Origin of the sequence: Kushneria sinocarnis, assembly GCF_003633775.1 — a bacterium.
Taxonomy (GTDB): Bacteria; Pseudomonadota; Gammaproteobacteria; order Pseudomonadales; family Halomonadaceae; genus Kushneria; species Kushneria sinocarnis.
Genome location: NZ_RBIN01000005.1, coordinates 315,319 through 338,551 on the forward strand (window position 1 = coordinate 315,319; position 23,233 = coordinate 338,551).

Annotated in this window: 26 protein-coding genes; 10 read left to right on the plus strand and 16 right to left on the minus strand. The window is 65.1% G+C overall.

The window, feature by feature from the left end:
- Window positions 1-25 precede the first annotated feature (25 nt).
- From C7446_RS10080 to C7446_RS10090, 3 genes are all read right to left on the minus strand, one after another.
- On the minus strand, window positions 26-460 hold the full coding sequence (locus tag C7446_RS10080) for an MFS transporter (RefSeq protein ID WP_170150052.1): 435 nt from the start codon (window positions 458-460) through the stop codon (window positions 26-28).
- A 14-nt stretch (window positions 461-474) separates the two neighbouring features.
- Entirely contained in the window at window positions 475-1,170 is a 696-nt protein-coding gene (locus tag C7446_RS10085) for a glycoside-pentoside-hexuronide (GPH):cation symporter (RefSeq protein ID WP_170150053.1), read from the minus strand.
- An 82-nt stretch (window positions 1,171-1,252) separates the two neighbouring features.
- Window positions 1,253-2,674 (minus strand): glycoside-pentoside-hexuronide (GPH):cation symporter, encoded by a 1,422-nt coding sequence (locus C7446_RS10090; protein ID WP_121172980.1) that lies wholly within the window; start codon window positions 2,672-2,674, stop codon window positions 1,253-1,255.
- 385 nt (window positions 2,675-3,059) lie between these two features.
- On the opposite strand from C7446_RS10090, the gene C7446_RS10095 reads away from it, so the two are divergent.
- Both C7446_RS10095 and C7446_RS10100 read left to right on the plus strand, forming a co-directional pair.
- On the plus strand, window positions 3,060-4,121 hold the full coding sequence (locus C7446_RS10095; protein ID WP_121172981.1) for an aldo/keto reductase: 1,062 nt from the start codon (window positions 3,060-3,062) through the stop codon (window positions 4,119-4,121).
- Between the two features lie 182 nt (window positions 4,122-4,303).
- Window positions 4,304-4,582: a hypothetical protein gene (locus tag C7446_RS10100; protein WP_121172982.1), complete on the plus strand. Its 279-nt coding sequence runs from the start codon at window positions 4,304-4,306 to the stop codon at window positions 4,580-4,582.
- Between the two features lie 111 nt (window positions 4,583-4,693).
- Here C7446_RS10100 and C7446_RS10105 read toward each other — a convergent pair whose 3' ends face one another.
- From C7446_RS10105 to C7446_RS10115, 4 genes are all read right to left on the minus strand, one after another.
- Window positions 4,694-6,127 carry a glycoside hydrolase family 28 protein gene (locus C7446_RS10105; protein ID WP_121172983.1) on the minus strand — a complete coding sequence of 478 codons (1,434 nt, stop codon included), beginning with the start codon at window positions 6,125-6,127 and terminating at the stop codon, window positions 4,694-4,696.
- Window positions 6,128-6,295: 168 nt separating this feature from the next.
- Complete coding sequence (locus C7446_RS10110) at window positions 6,296-7,072, minus strand: hypothetical protein (protein WP_121172984.1); 777 nt, start codon at window positions 7,070-7,072, stop codon at window positions 6,296-6,298.
- On the minus strand, window positions 7,023-7,355 hold the full coding sequence (locus tag C7446_RS16475; protein ID WP_170150054.1) for a hypothetical protein: 333 nt from the start codon (window positions 7,353-7,355) through the stop codon (window positions 7,023-7,025). Before C7446_RS16475 ends, C7446_RS10110 begins: the two co-directional genes overlap by 50 nt.
- A gap of 190 nt (window positions 7,356-7,545) precedes the next feature.
- Entirely contained in the window at window positions 7,546-8,565 is a 1,020-nt protein-coding gene (locus tag C7446_RS10115; RefSeq protein WP_121172985.1) for a zinc-dependent alcohol dehydrogenase family protein, read from the minus strand.
- A 145-nt stretch (window positions 8,566-8,710) separates the two neighbouring features.
- Between C7446_RS10115 and C7446_RS10120 the strand changes: the two genes are divergently transcribed.
- From C7446_RS10120 to C7446_RS10125, 3 genes are all read left to right on the plus strand, one after another.
- Window positions 8,711-9,625: a LysR family transcriptional regulator gene (locus C7446_RS10120; RefSeq protein WP_121172986.1), complete on the plus strand. Its 915-nt coding sequence runs from the start codon at window positions 8,711-8,713 to the stop codon at window positions 9,623-9,625.
- Window positions 9,626-10,078: 453 nt separating this feature from the next.
- Window positions 10,079-10,201 (plus strand): hypothetical protein, encoded by a 123-nt coding sequence (locus tag C7446_RS16780; protein ID WP_281272348.1) that lies wholly within the window; start codon window positions 10,079-10,081, stop codon window positions 10,199-10,201.
- Window positions 10,202-10,266: 65 nt separating this feature from the next.
- Window positions 10,267-10,869 (plus strand): gamma-glutamylcyclotransferase, encoded by a 603-nt coding sequence (locus C7446_RS10125; RefSeq protein WP_121172987.1) that lies wholly within the window; start codon window positions 10,267-10,269, stop codon window positions 10,867-10,869.
- A 10-nt stretch (window positions 10,870-10,879) separates the two neighbouring features.
- Here C7446_RS10125 and C7446_RS10130 read toward each other — a convergent pair whose 3' ends face one another.
- From C7446_RS10130 to xylB, 3 genes are all read right to left on the minus strand, one after another.
- Window positions 10,880-11,407 (minus strand): ankyrin repeat domain-containing protein, encoded by a 528-nt coding sequence (locus C7446_RS10130; RefSeq protein ID WP_121172988.1) that lies wholly within the window; start codon window positions 11,405-11,407, stop codon window positions 10,880-10,882.
- A gap of 138 nt (window positions 11,408-11,545) precedes the next feature.
- The gene (locus C7446_RS10135; protein WP_121172989.1) at window positions 11,546-12,955 is read right to left on the minus strand and encodes a sugar porter family MFS transporter; all 1,410 of its coding nucleotides are present in this window, start codon (window positions 12,953-12,955) and stop codon (window positions 11,546-11,548) included.
- Window positions 12,956-13,041: 86 nt separating this feature from the next.
- Window positions 13,042-13,779: a D-xylose 1-dehydrogenase gene (xylB, locus tag C7446_RS10140; RefSeq protein WP_121172990.1), complete on the minus strand. Its 738-nt coding sequence runs from the start codon at window positions 13,777-13,779 to the stop codon at window positions 13,042-13,044.
- Window positions 13,780-14,146: 367 nt separating this feature from the next.
- On the opposite strand from xylB, the gene C7446_RS10145 reads away from it, so the two are divergent.
- The 3 genes from C7446_RS10145 (at window position 14,147) to C7446_RS10155 (ending at window position 16,393) form a co-directional block, all read left to right on the plus strand.
- Window positions 14,147-15,340 (plus strand): ROK family transcriptional regulator, encoded by a 1,194-nt coding sequence (locus C7446_RS10145; protein ID WP_121172991.1) that lies wholly within the window; start codon window positions 14,147-14,149, stop codon window positions 15,338-15,340.
- Between the two features lie 178 nt (window positions 15,341-15,518).
- Complete coding sequence (locus tag C7446_RS10150) at window positions 15,519-15,836, plus strand: TraR/DksA C4-type zinc finger protein (protein ID WP_147408746.1); 318 nt, start codon at window positions 15,519-15,521, stop codon at window positions 15,834-15,836.
- Between the two features lie 128 nt (window positions 15,837-15,964).
- Window positions 15,965-16,393 (plus strand): NUDIX hydrolase, encoded by a 429-nt coding sequence (locus C7446_RS10155; protein WP_121172993.1) that lies wholly within the window; start codon window positions 15,965-15,967, stop codon window positions 16,391-16,393.
- Here the strand turns inward: C7446_RS10155 and C7446_RS10160 are convergent.
- Complete coding sequence (locus tag C7446_RS10160; protein WP_121172994.1) at window positions 16,390-17,304, minus strand: DMT family transporter; 915 nt, start codon at window positions 17,302-17,304, stop codon at window positions 16,390-16,392. The genes C7446_RS10155 and C7446_RS10160 overlap by 4 nt on opposite strands.
- Window positions 17,305-17,481: 177 nt before the next feature.
- Window positions 17,482-18,462 (minus strand): metal ABC transporter solute-binding protein, Zn/Mn family, encoded by a 981-nt coding sequence (locus tag C7446_RS10165; protein WP_121172995.1) that lies wholly within the window; start codon window positions 18,460-18,462, stop codon window positions 17,482-17,484.
- A gap of 221 nt (window positions 18,463-18,683) precedes the next feature.
- On the opposite strand from C7446_RS10165, the gene rarD reads away from it, so the two are divergent.
- On the plus strand, window positions 18,684-19,640 hold the full coding sequence (rarD, locus tag C7446_RS10170; protein WP_121172996.1) for an EamA family transporter RarD: 957 nt from the start codon (window positions 18,684-18,686) through the stop codon (window positions 19,638-19,640).
- Between the two features lie 64 nt (window positions 19,641-19,704).
- On the opposite strand, the gene C7446_RS10175 is transcribed toward rarD, so the two are convergent.
- From C7446_RS10175 to C7446_RS10185, 4 genes are all read right to left on the minus strand, one after another.
- The gene (locus tag C7446_RS10175) at window positions 19,705-19,908 is read right to left on the minus strand and encodes a putative motility protein (protein ID WP_121172997.1); all 204 of its coding nucleotides are present in this window, start codon (window positions 19,906-19,908) and stop codon (window positions 19,705-19,707) included.
- 182 nt (window positions 19,909-20,090) lie between these two features.
- Window positions 20,091-20,513, minus strand: coding sequence for a hypothetical protein (locus C7446_RS16590; RefSeq protein ID WP_211327933.1), 423 nt, complete (start codon window positions 20,511-20,513; stop codon window positions 20,091-20,093).
- Window positions 20,510-20,908, minus strand: coding sequence for a YrhK family protein (locus C7446_RS16595; RefSeq protein WP_211327934.1), 399 nt, complete (start codon window positions 20,906-20,908; stop codon window positions 20,510-20,512). Before C7446_RS16595 ends, C7446_RS16590 begins: the two co-directional genes overlap by 4 nt.
- A 103-nt stretch (window positions 20,909-21,011) precedes the next feature.
- On the minus strand, window positions 21,012-21,956 hold the full coding sequence (locus tag C7446_RS10185) for a LysR family transcriptional regulator (RefSeq protein ID WP_245977796.1): 945 nt from the start codon (window positions 21,954-21,956) through the stop codon (window positions 21,012-21,014).
- A gap of 118 nt (window positions 21,957-22,074) precedes the next feature.
- Here C7446_RS10185 and C7446_RS10190 point away from each other — a divergent pair, with 118 nt between their 5' ends.
- Complete coding sequence (locus C7446_RS10190) at window positions 22,075-23,133, plus strand: SDR family oxidoreductase (protein ID WP_121172998.1); 1,059 nt, start codon at window positions 22,075-22,077, stop codon at window positions 23,131-23,133.
- Window positions 23,134-23,233: the final 100 nt, after the last annotated feature.

A 23,233-nucleotide genomic window follows, 5' to 3' on the forward strand; every position in this document is an offset into this window, starting at 1 on the left:
CCCGGTCAGAGGGTCATGGTCGGTGTCAGGGGGTGGCCGGACGGGCCGCGCCGGTCGCGCCCGGCTCGGCCCCGGCACGGCCCGAACGGTTGCCGGCGCGCGCTTCCAGATCATGGCGAATGCGGTCCATCTCGCCGTCATCCAGCCCGAAGCGCCAGCCGGCCAGGGTCATCAGGGCACTGATCAGCGCCGGAATCAGGGTGAAGAGCAGCACGATCATGGTCAGCGCCGACTCACTCTGGGCCTCGGCCCCGCCTTCATAGCCGCCCAGCGACAGCAGAAAGCCCACCAGCCCGCCTGCGGCCGCCAGGCCCAGTTTCAGGAAGAAGAGGTTGCCGGCGAAGGAGACCCCGGTGTTGCGATAGCCGCTCTGCCATTCGCCGTAGTCCTCGGCATCGGCCATGAAGGCCCGGGCAATCGGCGTGCCGATGCCGTGGCAGATGTTGATCGCGATCACCACGATCCCCGCCGGGATTATCTGATTGCCCGGCACGCCAGCGCGCGCAGGTTCTTCAGCAAGCCGTGAGAGGTGTTGCCGACCGGCTGCACCCGCTCGCGCACGGTGGCGAAGCAGAAACCGAACATGAAAAGCGCGATCACGCACATCAGCCCCATGGTGACCTGGAAGCCGCGGGCCTCGTCACCGGCGCCGAACCACTCGACCAGCGGCATCAGCGATGAGTTGAGAATCAGATAGGCCACCCCCACCAGCACGAAGCGCCACGACTGGCACGACACCCGCTCGCGGTGGTCACTGGTGATCACCCCGCCCAGCGCGCAGTAGGGAATATTGACCGCGGTGTAGAGAAGCGACATCACCGCATAGGTGACAAAGGCATAGATGATCCTGCCCTGCTCCGACCAGTCCGGGGTGGTAAACATCAAAACGCAGGCCACGGCCAGCGGCACCGGAATGAACAGCAGCCAGGGGCGGAAGCGCCCCCAGCGGCTGCGGGTACGATCGGCAATCGCGCCCATGAGCGGGTCGGTCACCGCGTCCACGAAGCGCATGAAGAGAAAGATAGTGCCCACCACTGCCGGCGAGATGCCGTAGACATCGGTGTAGAAATAGGCGAGATACATGACCACGGCGGCGAAGGTCATGTTGTTGCCGGCATCGCCCATGCCGAACCCGATCTTTTCGATAACGCTGACACCACCCCGCTGCATCTTCGCACCCTTCCTGCGATGGAACTGCCATGAACGAAGTGCGGCGAGGCGTCGAGCGTGCGTCACCGCGTGCCCCCGGCATTCAGCCGGGGTGCGTCGAAGCGGGTCGCATGTCGTCATCCTCAAAGGAAGCGCGATCATCCTCGGCGGCGTGGCGGGCATCGCTGCGCGCCTCGAAATCGCGGTGAATGCGATCCATGGTGCGATCATCGAGCCCGAACAGCCAGATGGCCCCCCACATCAGCACGCAGATGGCGGCCGGAATCAGCGTCAGCATCAGGGTGATCGCCAGCAGCGCATCACTGCCCTGCTGCTCCAGCCCGGCGTCATAGCCACCCCAGGAGAGCAGAAAGCCGATCAGTCCGCCACCCAGCGCCAGCCCCAGCTTGAGAAAGAAGAGGTTGCCGGCGAAGGAGACACCGGTCAGACGATGCCCGTTGCGCCACTCGCCGTAGTCCTCGGCATCCGCCATGAGCGCCCAGGAGACGGGCGTACCGATGCCGTGGAAGAAGTTGATCAGGATGAACACCAGGGTGGCGACGATCAGCGTGCTGCCGGGAATCACGAACAGCAGCGCCGAGGCCAGGATCAGCAGCAGGGTGCTGCCCAGAAACACGGAGCGCTTGCTGATGCGTCCGGTCATCAGCGGCGAGACGGCGGTGCCGATCATCTTGCCCACCACGCCGAGGGTGACAAACAGCGAGATCCCGGTGGCGCCCAGCCCCAGCACCCAGTTGGCGTAGTAGACCGCCGCACCCTGGCGCAGGAAGAACTGCAGCGCCTGCAGGAAGGTAATGGAGAGAATGATGCACCACTTGGGGTTGGCGGCCAGCGTGCGCAGATCGCGCCACGGGTTGCGGCTGCTCTGCACCGGCGGCGTGATCCGCTCGCGCACGGTGGCAAAGCAGAAGGCGTACATGCCGAGCGCGATCACGCACATCAGCCCCATGGTGATCTGAAAGCCGAACGCCTCATCGCCGCCGCCGAACCACTCGACCAGCGGCAGCAGGCCGCTGTTGAGGATCAGGTAGGCCACCCCCACCAGCACGAAGCGCCACGACTGGCACGACACCCGCTCGCGATGGTCGCTGGTGATTACCCCGCCCAGTGCGCAGTAGGGAATGTTGACGGCCGTGTACAGAAGCGACATCACCGCATAGGTGACAAAGGCATAGAGAATCTTGCCGCCCTGCGAGAAGTCCGGGGTGGTAAACATCAAAACGCAGGCTGCAGCCAGCGGCACCGGAATGAACAGCAGCCAGGGGCGAAAGCGCCCCCAGCGGCTGTGGGTACGATCGGCAATGGCGCCCATGAGCGGGTCGGTGACCGCATCCACGAAGCGCATGGAGAGGAAGATGGTGCCGACCACCGCCGGCGAGATGCCGTAGACATCGGTGTAGAAATAGGAGAGGTACATGACCACGGCGGCAAAGGTCATGTTGTTGCCGGCATCACCCATGCCGAAGCCGATCTTTTCGATGATGCCGAGTCTGGTGCCCTGCATGTCGCGCTCTTGGTACCGCGGACGCCCGGCCCTCCCCGAGGCCGGCTGCTTTCGTCAGAAGCTATACAAGAACCCGCTCATCTGCCCAATAACCAAACCATCACCCATTGATGATATTACGGTTATCGTTGTCATTGGCATGCAGTGAAAACAGAGAGATATAACAGCGTATCGACCTGCCCCCTGCACTAGAGTCGAATGGGCGGGCAGGCCCGATTAGCCCAATGTCGCATGGTGATCACCATCGCGGCGCCGGGCGCAACGGACGACGCGCCGGCCCGGTCGGGATTCGCTGAATGGCCAACGAGCAGCCACACTGAAGGTATCCACGGACGGTCGGCATCGCGCCGGCGTGTCATTGACCAATTTCACCAAGGAGGTCGTTGTGGAATATCGCAATCTGGGCAATTCGGGACTGCGTGTCTCGACCGCGACCCTGGGCACCATGACCTTCGGCGGCTCGGGCAGGATGGCCAGTCTCGGGGATACCGATGTGGCCGGCGCCCGGCGTCAGATCGACATGTGCATCGATCGCGGGGTCAACTTCTTCGATACCGCCAACATGTACTCGGCGGGCGCTTCGGAAGAGATTCTCGGCGAGGCGATCAAGGACAAGCGGGACGACATCCTGCTGGCTACCAAGGTGCGCTTTCCGATGGGCGAGGGGCCCAACGAGGACGGCCTGTCGCGCCAGCACATCCTGACCCAGTGTGATGCCAGCCTGCGCCGACTGCAGACCGATCGCATCGACCTCTACCAGCTGCATCAGTGGGATGGCCTGACACCGCTGGAGGAGACCCTCCAGACCATGGATCAGCTGGTGCGCGACGGCAAGGTGCGCTACTACGGCATCTCCAACTTCTCCGGCTGGCACCTGATGAAGGTGATGCAGACCTGCGAGCGTCACGGCTTCATCAAGCCGGTCTCCCAGCAGATTCACTATACCCCCCAGGCGCGCGATGCCGAATACGAGCTGATGCCGGCCGCCGGCGATCAGGGACTGGGCACCATGATCTGGAGCCCGCTGGCCGGTGGCCTGCTTTCCGGCAAGTATCGCCGCGGTCAGACCAACCCCGATGGCACCCGCTTCAGCCAGGGCTGGACCGAGCCGCCGATCCGTGACGAGGAGCAGCTCTACAATGTCATCGACACCCTGGTGAAGATCGGTGAGAACCACGGCGTTTCCGCCGCCCAGGTCACCCTCGCCTGGCTGCTCACCCGCCGGGGCGTGACCACTGCGGTGGTCGGCGCCCGCAAGGATCATCAGCTGGAGGACAACCTGGCCGGAGTCGAGCTGAAACTCGCCCGGCACGAGATCGAGGCGATCGAATCCGCCAGTCGACCGCCGCTGATCTACCCCTACTGGCATCAGCTCAAGACGGCTGCCAACCGCTTTGGTTCGCACGATCGCATCCTGCACCAGCCCTATCTCGATGACAGCGAGTGATCCGCGCCCGCTGCCGCGCGGCGGCCAGCGCTGCTGAACCGGCGCCCGCTCATCGAGCGGGCGCTGTCATGTCCGGGCACGGCAGCAGTATGCAACTTTCGGCGATACGCCCAAAGCGCGATGGTGAAAAGCACCGGCTCTGCCCAGCATGGAGACATCGGCCTGCCACGAGGAGCGTGACCATGACTGCCCAGTTCATTACCCGGGATCTGCTGGAGCGCTGCCGTCGCGAGCAGCGCACCCAGCTCGAGCGCAATCAGCAGCGGTTCGATCATGCCGCCATCAGCCACCGCAAGGAGCTCTCGCTGCTGGTGGAACAGGCCATGACGGCAGGCGGCAGCTACGCCGAGATCGTGCACAACCACCGCCACATCGAGCTGACCGAAGCGGAACTGAACGAGCTGATCGGCCCCGAACAGGCCCTGCGCGAACGCATCGAACGCTTTCGCACCAGCCACTGAAGCCCGCCTGCGCATTCCGGCGACCGTCGAGCAGCGCGTCGCTGGCCCGGAGCAGCCATCGCCCCGGCTGCCGACCGGCATGACCGGATCGACCGGCCGAACAGCGCCGGATCATGTGGCCTTCAGCACCCGATGGGGGTAGTGCGCATCGTTGATGACCACATTGGAAAGCGCCACATCGGCATTGTCGATGCGCCACGCCGCCCCGGCCCGGTTGAAGAGGGTGTCGCTGATGGTGATGCCGGCGAGCACGTCATCGGGCAGCCCCTGCAGATCGAGCGCATGTTCGCCGCACTGACCGACGGTGACCCGCCGGACATCGATGTTGTGCACCAGTGGCTTGTAGACGCCGACGTCGCCCTCGTCGTCACACAGGTCGATGCACATGAAGGCATCCACCGCGCGTTCGACGACGACGTTCTGCATGCGTACATTCTCGATCACCCCGCCACGCAGGGCGTTGGTCCTGATGTGCAGCACCACGTCGTGCTCGGCGAACCGGCAGTCATGCACCAGCAGGTTGCGCACCCCACCGCTGGTCTCGCTGCCGATCACCACGCCGCCGCGACCGGCGGTCATGGTGCAGTGCCGGATCAGGACATCCTCACAGGGTACGTTGATCCGCCGACCATCACTGTTCCGGCCCGAGCGCAGCGCAATGCAGTTGCCTGCAACGGCCAGGGTGCAGTGTTCGATGACCACATGGCGACAGGACTCGGGCGTGCAGCCATCGCTGTCGGGGCTGTAACCGTCGATATGCAGGCCGCGGATCCGCACGCTCTCGCACAGTACCGGGTGGACACTCCACTGCGGTGCCCGGCGCAGGGTGACCCCCTCGATCAGGACATTGCGGCACTGATAGAACTGGATGAAGGCGGGCGGCAGCAGGGCGCCGGCTTCGATGCGCCGCTGCTCGACCGGCAGACCGTCGTCGGCCATGGCATGCAGCTGGCTGATCGCTTCCGCCCGTTCGGCTGCCGCGTCGCACTGCCCCGCCGTGTCCCCATCCGGCCACGGCCACCTGCACTCCCGGTCGGCCTGGCCATCGAGCATGCCGGGGCCGGTCACCGCCACATTCTCTGCACCCCGGGCGTAGATGAAGGGCGAGTGATTGATCAGCTCGACCCCCTCGAAGCGGGTATGCACCCCCGGCAGGTACCGATCGGGATCGCGGCTGAACAGCAGCACGGCACCGCGACCGACATGCAGCTCGACATTGCTCTGCAGATGAATGGCACCGGTCAGAAAGGTCCCTTCGGGCACGATTACCCGGCCGCCTCCCATCCTGACGCACTCGTCGATCGCCCGTGCAATGGCAGCCGTACTGTCGGTGCTGCCGTCCCCGAGCGCCCCATGAGCGGTAATCTCCACGCTGTAGTCGGGAAAGACGGGCGTCGAGACGTGAGAGAGGATGTGCTCGCTGGCGGACTGCGCCCAGTCCTCATCGGCAATGGTCAGCAGCTGCCGGGGCATCGGTCGCTGATAACCGACCCTGCCAAGATCCGCTCGACCGGCAGGCTGCTGCATTGATGCATCATTGACCATGTCAGACTCCTCACTGTTAACGGCCTGAGGGGCACGTAAAAAAACCCCGCTCGGGCGCGGCCCGGCGGGGTTGAAAGCTGAATATCCTGCAACGCCCCGGTCACCTGAAGGGCGCCGGGGCGGGCGGTCATCCCTGTCGACCCTGCGGGCCGACGGCTTGATTACTGCTCAGCGCAAACCGGTATTTCCGGACACGATGCTGTTGCCGGCAGACCATCCCGCAGGCTCTTTGTCGTTATCGGAAACGCCCGTAACCGGCTGACCGATACCTGATGTCAGCGGACATTTCCGGTGAATGACCGTAAAGACCTTTTGCCTTTCCGGGCCACCGTCTGCCCGCACATCATCGTCACCGTCAAGACGACTATCGAGAGCCTTGAGCGCCAGATCGACCGGCGCCAGAATCTCCGCATTGAGCTCATCAAGTGCGTCCTCAAGAGCCTGCCAGCAACTCTGCCAGTTGCGTTTCCAGTAGCGGGTTTCTAGCGTCTCACCGAAGTGCTGCCACATGCACTTGCGTATCCTTCCGGGCGACCATACCGGTCTTTCATCCTCTGCACACTGGCGATGGGCCATGAGCATTACCCTGGCCAGATAGTGCACCTTGTGCTTTCTGACTCTTGACCATTTCCTGAAGCCGGGATGACTTTCATAGAGCCGCTGCTCGATGGTTTCTGCAGCGTGATCCAGCCATTTACCGGCCTTTATCGTGTCCCATGGTCCGTGAAGATAGTGACCGATGGCGCGCTTGCCGGTCGGGATATTCTCGATGACTTTCAGCACGGAATGATATTCCGAATATGCCGATGCACCGGCACCATTGCAGCGATCTTTCTGTATCCGACATCCGAACATCATGTACTCCGATATCCCTGTAATGGATGAAGCAATATTATTATCGTGGGCAAGTGCCCAGGCCGTTTCCGGCCTTCTGGCCAACTTCATGCTGTTTCTCCCGGGTAACTGTGTTGCGATTCCCTGCTTCCGAAACCGTGTTTTTATTCTTGTATTCGGAAAAGCCGGTAATCGTGTAACGACAGGCGTTAAACCCGGAACCTTCAATCGCGGTCATTCGCTTCTTTTTTCGTCTTCGGCCGCATGTTCTTGCCCCTTTTTCAGGAGAAAGGGCTTCAGCCAGCAGGACCGGACACAAAAAAACCCCGATCCGGGGATCGAGGTTCAAAGGGTGTGCGCTGGCAAGAGCTGCCAGCCGGGCCAGGGCATGCATCGATGTTCAGGGTCAGCGCAGGCGGTAGCGATACCTGTTCGGCCGATGCTCCGTCGGCCACCGGACGCTGATTACTCTCTGGCCAGTATAGGATTAGGCTATATCAAACGTGGAAATGACTCAACAAGTAAAAATGTATTAGCCAATGACTAGTCATTTCCGATACCCCCGGACCGCCCGGCCGGCAGGCTCAGCCGACGCGCACGGCAATCCGCCCGCGCGGGCCGCGGTGCTTTTCCAGATAGCGATGGGCCTCGACCATCTCGTCGAAGTCAAAGAGTCGATCGACATGGGGTTGCAGACGCCCTTCGAGCGTGAAGTGATCGACGGCGCGAATCGCGCGCTGCATGGCATCACGGTTCTGCTCGATGCCCAGCTCCGGCTTGCCGGCAAAGTTCGACAGGCAGTGCAGAAAGAAGCGGATATTCTTGCTGAAGGCGGCCCGGGCGGGAAAGCTGGTCTGATTGCCGCCCTGCATGTCATAGAGGATCAGCCGGCCACAGGGCGCCAGCACCTCGCCCAGCAGGCTCATCTGCGGCCCGCCCAGCGCATCCAGCACGATATTGACCCCCTTGCCATGGGTGATCCGTTCGATGCTGCTCAGCAGGTCGCGGGTTTCGGTATCGATGACCCACTCGGCCCCCAGCTCACGCAGATAGTCGACATGCGCTTCGCGGGCGGTGGTGGCGATGACCCGCCCACCCAGCACGCTGGCCATCTGAATGGCGTAGGGCCCGTTGAGCTGACAGCCGGCCGTGATCAGCACGATATCGCCGGGCGCGATCCCGGCCAGCTCCTTCAGGCCCAGCCAGCTGCTCAGCAGCGGCGCATAATGGATGCACGCCTGCACCGGCTCGAGCAGGTCGGGATAGCGGATCAGCGCCTGCTGTGGCAGCACGATCCGCTCACCATAGGTGCCGTAGCGGTTGGGATCGAAGGCCGGAATCGAGGCCACCCGGTCACCGGGGGCAAACTGCTCGACGCGCTCGCCGACTTCCACCACCCGGCCGGCCATTTCGGCACCGATGAAGGCCGGCAGGGCCGCCTTCGTCTGGGCCAGGTTCTGACGCCAGAGCACGTCACGCCAGCCCACGCCGATGGCCTCGGTCGCGATCACGACCTCCTCGGGCTCCGGCCGGGATGGCGAGTGCTCGACAAATTCGAGTACATCGGCGGGACCGAACCGATTGAACCGAATCATGCGAGACATGGGTCAGCCCTCCTGTCATTGGATACCCCGACTCTATCCCGTGACCGGGGTAAACACTATGCACGAGCATTGATACTCTTTATAACCGACAATGATAGCTGTCCCGGACCGGGCGGCAGGCCGCAGCCATCATTCGGGGGTGCTCATGAATCGCAACGATCTGCGACGGGTCGACTTCAACCTGCTGATCGTCTTCGAAACCCTGATGCAGGAGCGCAGCGTATCGCGCGCGGCCGAACGGCTGTTTCTCGGCCAGCCTGCCACCAGTGCCGCCCTGGCGCGCCTGCGCACCCTGTTCGACGACCCGCTGTTCGTGCGCACCGGCCGCATCATGGAGCCGACCACCCGGGCCCGGGAGATCTTCGAATCGCTGCAGCCGGCGCTGGATGCCATCTCCGGTGTGCTGAGCAGCACCCGCGATTTCGATCCGGCCACCAGCGAGGCGGTATTCCGGATCGGGCTGTCCGATGATGTCGAATTCGCCCTGCTCCCGCCGCTGGTCAGGCGGCTGCGCAGCGAGGCCCCGAACGTGGCGCTGGTCATCCGGCGGGCCAACTATCTGCAGGCCCCTCATCTGCTGAGTTCCGGCGAGATCACGGTCGCGGTGTGCTATACCCGCGAACTTCCCGCCAACGCCAAGCGCCGTATCCTGCGCCGCACCCGGCCACGGGTGATCCGCGCCGACAGCGGCCCCGGGGCGCTGACACTGGACGAGTTCTGCGCCCGCCCCCACGCACTGGTCTCCCACGATGGCGATCTGACCGGCTACGTCGATGACTATCTCGCCGGAATGGAGCGTCAGCGCCACGTGGCGCTGGCCGTGCCCCAGTTCAACGGCCTGGGGTCGCTGCTCGCCGGTACCGATATCATCGCCACCGTGCCGGATTACGCCGCCGGGGTACTAACCGCAGCCGGCGGCCTGCGCGAGGAGGCGCTGCCCTTCGCGGTCCAGCCCTTCGAGCTCTCCATGGTCTGGCGCGGTGCCCAGGACAACGACCCCGGCGAGCGCTGGCTGCGCTCGCGCATCCAGATGTTTGCCGGCGATCCCGAGTCGCTCTGAAAACACCGCCTCCGGCATGGCCGACCCGCTCAAGCGGTCGGCCATGGCGGCCGTTATTGCTGCTGTCGATATTCGACTTCGCTGCTTTCGATTCGTTTCCGTGCCCGGCCGGGCGCAGAGTGTTGTCATTACCCCCTGCCGCCCTCATTCCTTCGGAGGAAACGCCTCATGAAAGCCCGCCTGATCATCGCACTGCTCGTGCTGGCCGCGGTCGCCGCGATCCGCTGCACGCTGCGATGCAGACGGATGAGCTTCGCACGCCGGCTGCAGTCACGCGGCTGCTGAAGCGAGCGGGTGGCGAGGCTGACACATCAGCGTCATCCGCCGCCCGTAGCATGACTCACCACGCGCGACCGGCATGGCCGGGCAGTCACTGCCGCTCGGCCTGAAGGAAGGATCGAGGGGGCCGCCCCGGCGCCCCCGGCAGAACTCGCCACTACAGGACACACGGCCATGAAACCCCGCCTGATCATCGTGCTGATTGCCGCGGCCCTGATCGCCTCGGTACGTCGCACGCTTGCGCGCAGGCCGCGGTGGCGTGACCGTCGACCATCCCGCTGGCAGCGTTCGCCCTGATGCCGGTGACAGCCCGGCGATACGTTGCGCACAATGATGATACTTCCCGCAGCGACGAGCCCTGCATGTCCCACGACGCATCCGCCACCCCGAGCGCCGGCCTCGACACCACCGCCGCCAACCGCCTGATGGACTACTTCGACCATCACGATCAGGTCTGGCTGTTCGGCTATGGCTCACTGCTCTACAAGGCCGGCTTCCCCTGGCTTGAATGCCGCCCCGCCGCCATCCACGGCTGGGCCCGGCGCTTCTGGCAGGGTTCACACGACCATCGCGGCACGCCCGGGGCACCCGGCCGGGTGGCCACCCTGGTCCCCGAACCGGGCGCCGTCTGCGATGGCATGGCCTATCTGATCACCCCGGCCGTGTTCGATCAGCTCGATATCCGCGAGAAGAACGGCTACCTGCGCTTCGTGACCGAGCTGTACTTCGATGACGGCGGCCGCGAAGAGGGGCTGGTCTACATCGCGACCGAGGATAACGAGGCCTGGCTGGGTGAGGCACCGGATCACCATATTGCCCGGCAGATCGCCGACTCCAGTGGCCCCAGCGGCCCCAACCGCGACTACCTGCTGCAGCTGGCCGCCACCCTGCGCGCGCTCGGCCACGCCGACGAGCATGTCTTCGCCCTGGAGCGGGCACTTTTGAACCTCGAGCGCGGCGGCTGACCCGCTCGGCTCATCCGTCCGAGCCGGCCAGTTGCGCCGCGGTATCGCTGGCGCCCATCGATACCGCCAGATCGTGGGCACTCATGCCGCCCACGGCACGCGCATTCGGATCGGCTCCGTTGGCGATCAGGTAGTCGACGATTGCGGTGTGATTGAACATGGCAGCGAACATCAGCGCCGTCTTGCCATCCGGCGTGGTGCCATCGACCGCCGCGCCGTTTTCCAGCAGCAGCTGCGCCATTGCCAGATTGCCCTTGAAGGCGGCACCGGCCAGCGGACTCTGACCGTTGTCGTTGGTCATTTCGGGATCGGCACCGTGCTCGAGCAGCACCCGGGTCGTGTCGAGATGACCGTGATAGCTGGCCAGCATCAGCAGGCTGTCGCCCTTGTGGTTACGCATGTTGGGCGGCAGCCCCTGTGGCAGCCAGTTGCGGAACTTCTCGGTCTCGCCATTGCGGGCACTGTTGAACACCTCGGTGGCCAGCCGGATCGTCTCCTCGTCCGGCTCATCCCGGGGCGGCTGTTGTTCGTCCGACATGGAAGCTCCTGTTGCGCATTGGGTAATCATGTTCATGCATGATCGATCATTTGTCGCTACCAGCATAGCCCCGACAGGCAACGGGGCCCGAGGGCGCAATGCCCCCGGGCCCCGTGCTGGCGGGCAGTGGATGCCCGATCACTCGTAGGCCATGTCCTCCAGCTCACGACCCTTGGTCTCGAGAATGAAGCGGAACACGAAGAAGACCGAAATGATCGCGCACAGGGCGTAGAAGCCGTAGGCCCCGGCCAGACCGATCGCCGAAAGCATGATCGGGAAGGTAATGGTGATGCCGAAGTTGGCCAGCCACTGGCACAGACCGGCCACCGCCAGCCCCGAGCCACGTACCCGGTTGGGGAACATCTCGCCCAGCATGACCCACATCACCGGTCCCCACGAGGAGTTGAAGAAGAACACGTAGGCATTGGCGGCCAGCAGCGCGATCACGCCGTTGTTGCCCGGCAGCTGCAGGCTGCCATCGACCAGCTCACCGGTGGAGAAGGCATAGACCATGATCATCAGGGTGATCGACATGCCGACGGAGCCCACCCAGAGCAGCGGCTTGCGGCCGATGCGATCGATCAGCCCGATCGCCAGCAGACACGCCACGATACTGACCGCGCCGCTGATGACGTTGATCAGCAGGGCGTCGTTTTCGGAGAAGCCCACGGCCTGCCACAGCACCGCGCCGTAGTAGAAGACCACGTTGATGCCGACCAGCTGCTGGAAGATCGCCAGCCCGATACCGACCCAGACGACCCTGTAGATCTTGCCGGTCTTCGAGTTGATCAGATCGCGAAGACGCGGCTTGTGACTCTGCGCCAGCGAATTGCGAATCTCGCCGAGCCGCTCCCGGGCAGCGCTCTCCTCGTGCACCATGTTGAGCACCCGGTCGGCCTGCTCGGTCTTGCCGGCACTGACCAGATAACGCGGGCTCTCCGGAATGAACAGCAGCGCTACCAGGAAGATGCCGGCAGGCAGCAGTTCCATCCAGAACATGCAGCGCCAGGCTTCGAAGCCGAACCACAGCGTCTCGGTCGAGGCCCCGGCCAGATGCGCCAGCACATAGTTGTTGAGAAAGGAAAAGAAGAGCCCGGAAATGATCGCGATCTGCTGTACCGTGGCCAGTCGACCGCGTACTCCGGCCGGGGCAATCTCGCTGATATAGGCCGGTGACATCACGCTGGCAGCACCGACCGCCAGGCCACCCAGCACGCGATAGATGACGAACTCGATCGACCCGGTGGCAACCCCCGAGCCCCAGGCGCTGATCAGAAAGAGTACCGCCGATACCAGCAGCAGCGAACGGCGACCGAAGCGATCCGCCAGCCGTCCGGCAAAGAAGGCGCCCACGGCGCAGCCAAGCAGCATGGAGGCGACGTTGAAACCGGTGGCAGCACTGTTGGAGCCGAAGGCCTGCTTGAGACCATCGACCGTGCCATTGATGACACCGCTGTCAAAACCGAACAGGAAACCGCCGATGGCGGCCACGCAACAGGTGAGAAATACCACCATGGAGCGCTGTGAATCAGTGGAAGCTGTTGCCATCTTCTCTCTCCTCGGGTGCGGCGACCCCGCCTGCGGTGGTCGCGCACGGCATTGAAAAGCCGGAACCGGGCCGATTCCTGACGCGCCTAGCGCCAGCCGGCATCCATCCAGTAGTTGTGACCGGTACACAGGGCACCGTCATCGGCCGCCAGAAACAGCACCAGACGCGCCAGATGCTCGGGCTGCAGGCGCTGCTTCAACGCCTGGCTGTCGAGGATGCGCTGTTCCTCCTCGGGGGTGTACCACTGCTTCTGGCGCGGCGTTTCGACATTGCCCGGTACCACGCAGGTCACCCGGATGTTGTCGCCCCCGAGCTCGCGTGCCAGCGCCCGGGTCATGCCTTCGATGCCCGCCTTGGCGGTCTCGTAGGTAACGAGGTTTTCCAGCCCCAGGTGCCAGCTGATGGAGCCGAAATTGATCACCGCGCCGCCGCCGCGCGCCTTCATGCCGGGCGCCACGGCCTGGGTGGCAAACAGCAGGTGGCGCAGGTTGACGGCCGTACCCTGCTCCCAGTAGTCGGGGGTGATCTCGGCCAGGGTATGGCGATCGTCGTTGGCCGCGTTATTGACCAGCACATCGACGTCACCGATGCTCGAGAGTGTCTGCGAAAGCCGGGACAGATCGGTCAGATCGCACGGATGATAGCGGGCGCCGTCGCCGAGCCGGTCGACCAGCGCCCGGGAAGCGTCACCGTCGATATCGAGGAAATCGACCTGCGCCTGCTGCTGCACGAAGGCTTCCACCACGCCGGCGCCGATGCCCGAGCCGCCCCCGGTAACGACCACGCGCCTGCCTTTCAGGCTGGGATAAATGGCATAGTTCATGTCCTGCGGTCCCCTTTGCCCGGTTGCGCACTACCTTCACAACGGGGCGAATGATTCCTCCCGGCAGGTCACACCGGGTACTTGGTATGAGCTTTTAACCAAGTACCGATAGTGAGCCCGTGAAGACAGCGTCGCCATTGAGCGAAGGTCGAAAAACCGCCTTCCGTACCCGCTACATTGGTCGTAGCAGCCATGCCGGCTACGACCAGGGTGGTATTCCTTTTCCGGGACCATGCAGGTGAGACTGGCACTTCGTTCATGCTGACAATGAACTCATCAGCAGGCCGATCGGCGCACTGCGACCACCTTCGGACCAGCGTCTTCATCACCGCCGTCTCCGTGCGGCCAACGCGGACCCACCAGCGCCATGACCGGTACCCCCCGCCCCCATCACGGTGGCAATCTCAGTTTTCTCAAGCGCCACAATCGCAGCGCCATCCTCGAAACGGTACGCCGTTCGCCGGGCGTGACCCGGGCGGACATCGCCGTGCTGACCGGCCTGACCAAGGCCACGGTCGGTGCCATCGTGCAGGATTTGCTGCATCGGGAGTGGCTGCGCGAGGGCGAGCTGCGACAGAGCGGCGGCGGCCGGCCGGGACGCAGCCTGCACCCGGACGCCAGCCGCCATGTGCTGCTGGGGGTGGATGCCGGCGTCAAGAGCCTGCGCCTGATCGCCTGCACCCTGGCCGGGGAGCCGCTGCTGCAGCGCCACCTCGAACAGGCACCGACCACCCCCGAAGAGACGGCAGGCGTGCTGGCCGCACGGATCCGGGAGATGCTGGCCGACGAGACCATCCGCCACCGCCACTGCCTCGGGCTGGGCGTCACCCTGCCCGGGCCGGTGGCGCCCGATCAGCCGCTGCTGCGGCTGGCCCCCAACCTGGGCTGGCGCGACATCCCCTTTCTGGAGCTGCTGAAGCCGCTGCTGCCGGAGATCACCGGGCACTGGCTGCTGGACAACGAAGCCAATGCCGCCGCCTTCGGCGAGTATTACTTCCACCCCGGTGTCCCGCCCGAATCGCTGGTCTATCTCAGCGCCAGCACCGGCATCGGCAGCGGTCTGGTGGCAGGCGACGGTCAGATGCCGACCGTGGTCCGCGGCCGGGGCGGGCTGGTCGGCGAAATCGGCCATACCATCCTGCAGCCCGGCGGCCTCTACTGCCACTGCGGCAATCGCGGCTGCGTCGAAACCCTGGTCAGTGGCTGGGCAATCCGGGCGGCGCTCAACATTCCTCCCGAACAGGGGGTCACCGAAGCCCTGTGGCCACGACTCAGCGAGCCGGAGGTGGCGCTCACCCTGCGCCGGGCAGGCGAAGCGCTGGGCATGCTGCTGCTCAACCTGCACCACACTCTCAATCCGCCCGAGATCGTCATCGGCGGCTCCCTGACCGGGCTTGGTGATGCCCTGCTGGTGCCGGCACTGGACTACTTCGAACGCCATCGCAGCGGGCTGCTGAATACCGACGGCCAGGTGGCCATCCGGGTGCTCGACGACAGTACCTTTACCGCCGCACGCGGCGCGGCCGCCGAAGTGATGGCCCGGGCGGTCGGCGCTCCCTGAGCCTCGAAGGGCGGATGAGTGCGCCCGTCAGTGCAATTCCCGCTTCAAAAGCCGGCCGGACCTGGCTATACCCGAAGAAGGCGGCACGCGCTGCCCGGCAGCAACCCCGGACAACCACAATCCGACCACCGGTGTGCCCGGCCACGGCGGGCACGCCCGATCATTCGAGGGGTGCATCATGAATGAGCGTCAGATGGCACTCGAAGCACTGCGCTACGACCTGCGCGAACGGCTGCGCCACTACCGTCCCGAACGATCCGGCACGCCCGGCGGACCGCAGCCGGCCACCGAGGATGACATGACCCGGCACCTTGCCCGGACCAGGCAGGAACTGGAACGGGTGGAGCGTACCCTGCTGCGCATCGCCTCCGGCGAGGGCGAGTACTGCGCCCGCTGCATGATGACGCTCGATGGCTGGCAGCTCACCGCCGACCCCTGCACCACGCTGTGTGCCCACTGTCAGGCCCAGCCCTGGCATCATGACTCCCCCAGGTGAACCGGCCCTCGGCGCGGCCTTGCACACGGCAGGCAGCGACTGTTGTCATTGGATGACTGCCCGGCTCCGGGCGCTGTGGCGCCTGTTGCCGGCGCTGCTGTTGGTGCCATCCACTATCGGTGCTCGCCATGACGGACCCTGCCATTCCGCGCCCCGCCGCCCTGAGCGTGGTCGTGCGCCGCGATCGCGTCCTGCTGGTACGCCGCCACAACCCACCCGATGCCGGGCTGTGGGGCTTTCCCGGTGGGCGCATCGAATGGGGGGAACGACTCGAGCAGGCCGCGGTACGCGAGCTTCGGGAGGAGACCGGCGTGGTCGCGACCGCCGGCGAGGTGCTGACCGCGCTGAATGTCATCGATGGCAGCAGCCAGGCCATCCACCATCACTTCGTGCTGATCGCGGTGCGCTGTCACTGGCAGACGGGTGATGGCATCGCCGATGACGATGCCAGCGAGATCGGCTGGTTCACTCCGGATGAGATCGCCGCCGCCGATCACCAGACAAGCGCCGACGTCGAATGGCTGGCGCGACTCGCGCTGGCTCCCGACGGCCGCTAGCCGGCCGGGCGGGGCCGGCCGGCACGGCTCGAATACGCCTCGCAGCCACCGGCCAGCACCACCAGTCCGGTGCCGAGCGCCATCATCAGCGTATAGGGTTCGGCAGCCAGCAGCGCGGAGGAGATGGCGCCCATGATCACCTCGGTCATCATGAAGATGCCCAGCCGGGCCGGGTCCACCCGGGTAACCGACCACATGAAGGCCGTCAGCGAGAACGCCCACCAGAGGATACCGATCGCCAGCGACGCCAGCAGGATCGCACCGTAATCCGGTTCGGTGGGCAGACCGCTGTCGGGAGCGCCCAGCACCACCCCCAGCAGCAGCGACGTCAGCAGGGCACCGAGACAGAAGATGAAGTTGCTGATCGCGGCATCAAGCCGGGAGTGCCGATTCATGCCGGTCGAGCTTATCGACCACAGGATGCCCGACAGCAGCCCCATCCAGTCACCGATGTTGCTCGGCAGCGGCAGGCCCGACGCATTGCCGCCGTTGAGGACCAGAAAGACGCCGGCCAGGCCCAGCCCGATGGCGGCGTAGCGCCAGCGGGAGATGGTGGCGCCCAGCCGGAAGCGGGCAATGAGGATGCTCCAGACCGGGGTCATGTAGAACAGCACGATCACCGTCGCCACACTGCCGTAGAGCAGGGCTACCGAATACAGGGTAAAGGCGCCACCGCCCAGGGCGGTGCTCCAGAGGCCCGTGCGGCTGGCATGACCGGGCGTCCGGCGCCGGCGCCAGGCCATCGGCAGCATGGCCAGACAGGCGATGAGCACCACCCCGACATTGCTCCAGGCCCCCGCGCCGACATGCGCCTCCAGATAGCGCAGCGGTATCCAGTAAAGCCCCCACAGGGCGGGCACCAGCAGCGCTACCCAGATGGCGAGAGGACCTGCCCTGTCATGACTCTGCATGCTGCCTTCCCTGTAGCGGCGATGATCGCACTCGGCCGGACCGGCAGCAGGGGCAGCACCGCCTGCGTCATGGTCCGGCACGGGGGAAGGCATGATAGCAGAAAGGGTCGGCGCCGAAGCACCGACCCTGAAGAGCCAGCGAAGCGGGCCACCGGAAACGGCGCCCTGCCGGCAGGCTCAGTCGTTACCCTGCTCGAAGCCGCTCGCCAGCGCATCGGCCATGGCGCGCAGGTTGGCGGGATAGTCCTCGGCCAGCGGATCGAGCGGGATGATCCGGGCGTTCAGCGCCTGTGACAGGCGATCGGCGGTCTGCTGCGAAAACTGCTGCTGCACGAAGATGGCATGAATATCGTGCGCCTTCGCCCGGTCGATGAGCCGACCCAGCGACCGCACGCCGGGCTCGCTGCCGCTCAGCTCGATGGGCAGCTGCTGCAGCTGATAGCGATCGGCAAAATAGCCGAAGGCCGGGTGATAGACCATGAAGGTGGCGCCCGCCCAGGGCTTGAGCTGCCGGGCGATCTGCGCATCGAGCGCCTGCAGCTGCTGCACCAGCGCCTGCTCACGCTGACGGATGGCGTCGCGCTGCTCGGGCAGACGTTCGGCCAGGCTGTCCGCCACCCGCTTCGCCATCAGGATCATGTTGTGCGGATCGAGCCAGACGTGCGGATCGGCGCCGCCATGATCGTGCCCATGCCCATGCCCATGCCCGTGGTCGTGGTCGTGGTCGTGGTCGTGGTCGTGGTCGTGGTCGTGGTCGTGAGCATGCTGCGCCTCGCCGCCGGCAGCCTCGTCGCCTTCTGCCTCGTGCTCGACATGCGCCTCGATCTGTCGCAGCTCGAGCCCCTGCTGCAGCTTCACCACCTCCATATCGGGGGCGTGCTCGCGAAGCCGCGGCAGCCAGACCTGCTCGAAGGGCACGCCGATGGCAAAGTAGAGCTGCTCGCGGGTCAGCTCGGCCAGCTGACGGGGCGAAGGCGAATAGTCATGCGGTTCCATGCCCGCCTTGACCAGCACCGAGACATCCACCTCGTCTCCCCCGATCCGCTCGACCAGCCACTTCTCCGGCATGATGCTGACCGCCACGTTCAGCGGTGCTGCCAGCGCCACCGCCGGCATCAGTCCCGAGATCCCGGCCACCCACCAACGCCATGCCTTCATTGCCTGTCATCCTTCGATTCGGTTGATATTGTGATGTTATAACATCTGGATAACATGCACTACCCCTGTTCACGCTGCCCCGCCGGGCCCCGGGCTGGTAGCGCCCCGGAGCGGAGCCGGGCCTCGAGCGCAACGGGGGCGCCGGGTGCTGCCTGTCACGGGCATCGCCATGCGCCTGCACCGGGCGTATGATGCCGGTTTCTCCCGCCCGGACGCTGCTCATGTCTCAATCGCGCGATCAGGCTGTCGGTCTGCTGTCGGCCTTCGGCTGCTTTCTGCTGTGGGGCTTTCTGCCGCTCTATTTCCACCTGATCGGGCCGACGGTCTCGGCGTGGGAGATCCTGATCCATCGGGTGCTCTGGGCAGCCGTGCTGCTGGCGCTGTTCGTGCTGCTCTCGCGCCGCGCCCGGCGCGTCCGCGACGCGCTGTGCACCCCGCGTCTGCTGCTGGCGCTGATCGCCACGGCCACGCTGATCGGCTGCAACTGGGGCACCTTCATCTGGGCGGTGACCAGCAACCACGTGCTGCAGACCAGCCTGGGCTACTACATCAATCCGCTGCTCAACGTGCTGCTGGGCTGCCTCTTCCTGCGCGAGCGCCTGCGGCCGCTGCAGTGGCTGGCGGTCGCCATCGCGACCGTGGGCGTGCTGATCATGGTGATCGGCTACGGGGAAGTGCCCTGGGTCTCGCTGGCGCTGGCGGGCTGTTTCGCGCTCTACGGGCTGATTCGCAAGCAGCTCACGGTCGACAGCATCACCGGGCTGTTCATCGAAACCCTGCTACTGCTGCCCTTCGCCCTGAGCTGGCTCGGCTGGCTGTATGCCCACCACGAGGCCGTCTTCCTGACCACCCGGGGCAGCATTGATCTGCTGCTGTTCGGTTGCGGCGTGGTGACCATCTTTCCACTGGTGTTCTTTGCCATGGGGGCGCGCCGGCTGAAGCTCGGCACCATCGGGCTGATCCAGTACATGACCCCGACCCTGCATCTGCTGACGGGGGTCTTTTTGTTCGAAGAGCCCTTCCGGCAGAGCGATCTGATCACCTTTGCCTGTATCTGGCTGGGGCTGGCGCTCTATACCACCGACACCCTGCGCGGCCAGCGGCAAGACCGTGGCGGGGCGGCAGCCCCCGGGTCGCATGCTCCCCGCGCCGATACCGAAGGCGAGGGCCAGGCCTGACCTGCCGATACAAGAATGCCGTGGCGACTATCGCCACGGCATCGGTTACCCCCGCACCCTGCGATCAGGCAAAGGTGTTGAGGCGCGTTCCCACATCACCACTGGTTGCCAGCGCCGGCTGCGGTGCGACCTGCGCCATCAGCTGGCCGACCTGAGCGGCCTGGGCATCCAGCGACTCCTTCAGCAGACCGGCCTGCGCCTGCTGCTGTGAATTGACCTGCTGCAGTGCCAGCGCCGAGCTGACGGTGGCATTGACGGACATCTCCATGCCGCTACTCCTCCAGGCGGGATCAATCGTTGCTGCAGCGGCACACCGACCGGCTGCCGCAGGACGGTGCCGGCAGGGGCCGCTGCGGCCCGTGCACGCCCACCGGCCATGCCGCGCCGACACGGGCGTACATGAGCCTTAACGGCCTGCGCCGGTAAAAATTGATGCGCAGGCCGCCCCCATCAGTCGCCCTGCCCGGCAGAATCGCCGATACGTCCCTGCTTGTGCGAGTAGAACTCATCCTCCTCGATCTCGCCGCGCACGAAGGAGAGCAATCGATTGTCGGCCTGGGGGTCATTGGCCAGCGCATCGAGCCTTGCCTGCATCACCAGCCGCGAGCGCTGATGGTTGAACAGCCCGCCCACCAGGAACAGCACACTGCCGATCAGAAACAGCCAGGCGAGAAAGGCGAACATCTTCTCCTCGTCCGCCGGACTCCTGATGTCCCAGAGATAGGGAATGGAGGCGACCACGAACAGACCGGAACCGATCACGAAGGTGACCGCGGTCAGGTTCATCAGCTGCAGCGTCATCAGCGACGAGGCCCGGATGATCATCAGCACGTTCAGACAGGCCCCGAACACGAACAGGACCGAGCCGATCACGAAACACCAGGCGCCGGGCGTGATCCAGTCCCACCAGGAAAGAACAGGCTGCCCACCGTGAACAATATGGTGCCCGCGATGTACGACCACAGGGCGCTGACCTCCAGCATCCGGCTGGGCGAGAGCCGCTGCCGTGGCCAGAACTGGTAGATCTCCATCATGTCGTGCACCAGCACCAGCAGATAGACCAGCGAGCCGACGAAGAACAGCCAGGCGCCGATGTCCTTGAACGCCTCGAAGCGGGGAAAGAACAGCGCACTGCCGATGATGAACAGCAGGCCGCCCAGCTCGTAGAGCAGGGAGTTGACCGTTTCCCAGCGGAAATTGATGTTCAGATTGGAATCCTGACTGAAGACCTTTGAAGTGCGCGGCCGGTTCGTGAACAGATGCGGCATACGAGATAATCACCCGGTTCCGGAACATAAGCATGGAATTCAGGCAATTGTGGTTCGGGTACGGCCATTCGGCCAGGCGCAGCGCAACGCAGCGCGGTGGCGCTCAGTGGGCGTCGCGCCAGCGATCCCAGGGGGGAACCGGATCGACGGCCGCCAGCAGATGATCGATGAAGGCCTGCACCTTCGGGGTACGCTGGCGCCCCTCGGTAGTCAGCATGTGAATCATGCGCCGCCGGGGTGCGACCTCGCACTGCCACGCTTCCAGCAGTGGCACCAGCCGGCCCTCGTGCAGCAGCTCGCCGATCAGCCAGGTGGGAAACATCACGATCCCCTGCCCCAGCAGTGCGGCATGCAGCAGGCTTTCGGCATCATTGCTGTAGAGCGAGCCGGCGAGCCCGAGGGCCGTGGCGCGCGCCTCGCCGGCGCCGCGAAAGTACCAGCGCTGACGCCCCATCTCGCCCTGGTAGAGCAGACAGTCGTGATCGAACAGCGCCTGCGGCGTCTCCGGTGTGCCGCGCCGGTCGAGATAGGCCGGCGACGCCGCGGTGACATAGTTCATCGGGGCCAGTGGCCGAGCCACCAGCGAGGAGTCCGCCAGCTCGCCGACGCGGAAGGTGATGTCACTGCCCTCGCGCACCGGATCGGTCACCTCATCGCTCAGCAGCAGTTCCGCCCGGATGGCCGGATGGCGTTGCTGAAAGTCGTTCAGCAGCGGCAGGATTCGCCGCTGACCGAAGGCCACCGGCGCGTTGATGCGCAGCGTGCCCGAAGGCTCGGCACCGCCCTCGGTCAGCGCTTCGGTGGCACGCTCGAGCTGCTCCAGCGTGCCCCGGATGCGTTCGTAATACTGCCGCCCGGCATCGGTGAGACTGACCGCCCGGGTGTGACGATAGAGCAGCTGGACCCCCAATGAGGCTTCCAGCGCACTGATCTGACGCGATACCGAGGAGACGGCGACGTGAAAGTGGCGGGCCGCGGCGGTGAAACTGCCGTTGGCCGCGACCCGCTCGAAGACCCGCAGGGCGTTGAGATCGATCGAGTTGTCCATGGCGCAATAATGCTTTGCAATCTTTTCTATTGTAGCAACAAAAGCGGCTGACCAGACTGTAGGGCGTATCGGCGGCGTCAGTCGACGCTGCCTTCGGCATTCACAGGAGGAAAGCGATATGCGCAAGGGTACCGCACTGGTCGTCGGCGCCACCGGCATCACCGGCGGCAATCTGGCTGCCTATCTGGTCGCCAGCGGCTGGACCGTTTACGGTCTCTCACGCCGCCCCTCGGGGCAGGCCGGGGTGATTCCCGTGGCCACCGACCTGCTCGATCGCGACGCAACCCGCCAGGCGCTGGACGGCCTGCCGATCAGCCATGTCTTCTTCTGCACCTGGACCCGGCGCGACAGCGAGCAGGAGAACGTCAGGGCCAACGGTGCGATGATGAACAACCTGTTCGATGCGCTCGATGCCGGCAGTCTCCGGCACGCCTCACTGGTGACCGGCACCAAGCAGTATCTCGGTGCCTTCGAAAGCTACGGCAGCGGCCGGGTCGAGACCCCCTTCCGGGAGTCCGCGCCGCGGGTGCCGGGCGAGAACTTCTACTACACCCTGGAAGACATCCTGATCGAGGCCGCCGAACGCCACGGCTTCAGCTGGAACGTGCACCGCCCGCACACCGTGATCGGCCATGCGCGTGGCAATGCCATGAACATGGGCGTGACCATCGCCGTTTATGCCTCGATCTGCCGCGAGCAGGGCTGGCCCTTCGTTTTCCCCGGTTCGCAGACCCAGTGGAATGCGCTCACCGACATGACCGATGCGCTGCTGCTGGCACGCCAGATGGAGTGGGCGGCACTCGCGCCCGGCGCGCAGAACGAGGCCTTCAACACGGTCAACGGAGACACCTTCCGCTGGCGCCGGATGTGGCAGGAGATCGGCGAATTCTTCTGTCTCGAGGTGCCGGACTGCCCGGAAACCCCGCAACCACTGGAAGAGCAGATGGCCGGCATGGAAGAGACCTGGCGCGGGATCGCCGAACGCCATGGTCTGGTCGAGTCGGATGTCACGCAGCTGGCCTCTTGGTGGCACACCGATGCCGACCTGGGCCGCGAGCAGGAGTGCGTCAACGATCTCACCAAGTGCCGCGACTTCGGCTTCAGCGAGTTCCGCGAAACCCGGGCCGCCTTCCTCGATCTGTTCGCCCGGCTGCGCGCCGAGCGCATCATCCCCTGAGGAAGCGGGGATTCAGGGTACACTCGGGAGGGCGCCTGCGGGCGCTCTCTTTTGCATCTGTCTTGCCATCTGTCCGGCTCGTGCCTGTGCCGAGCGTCCG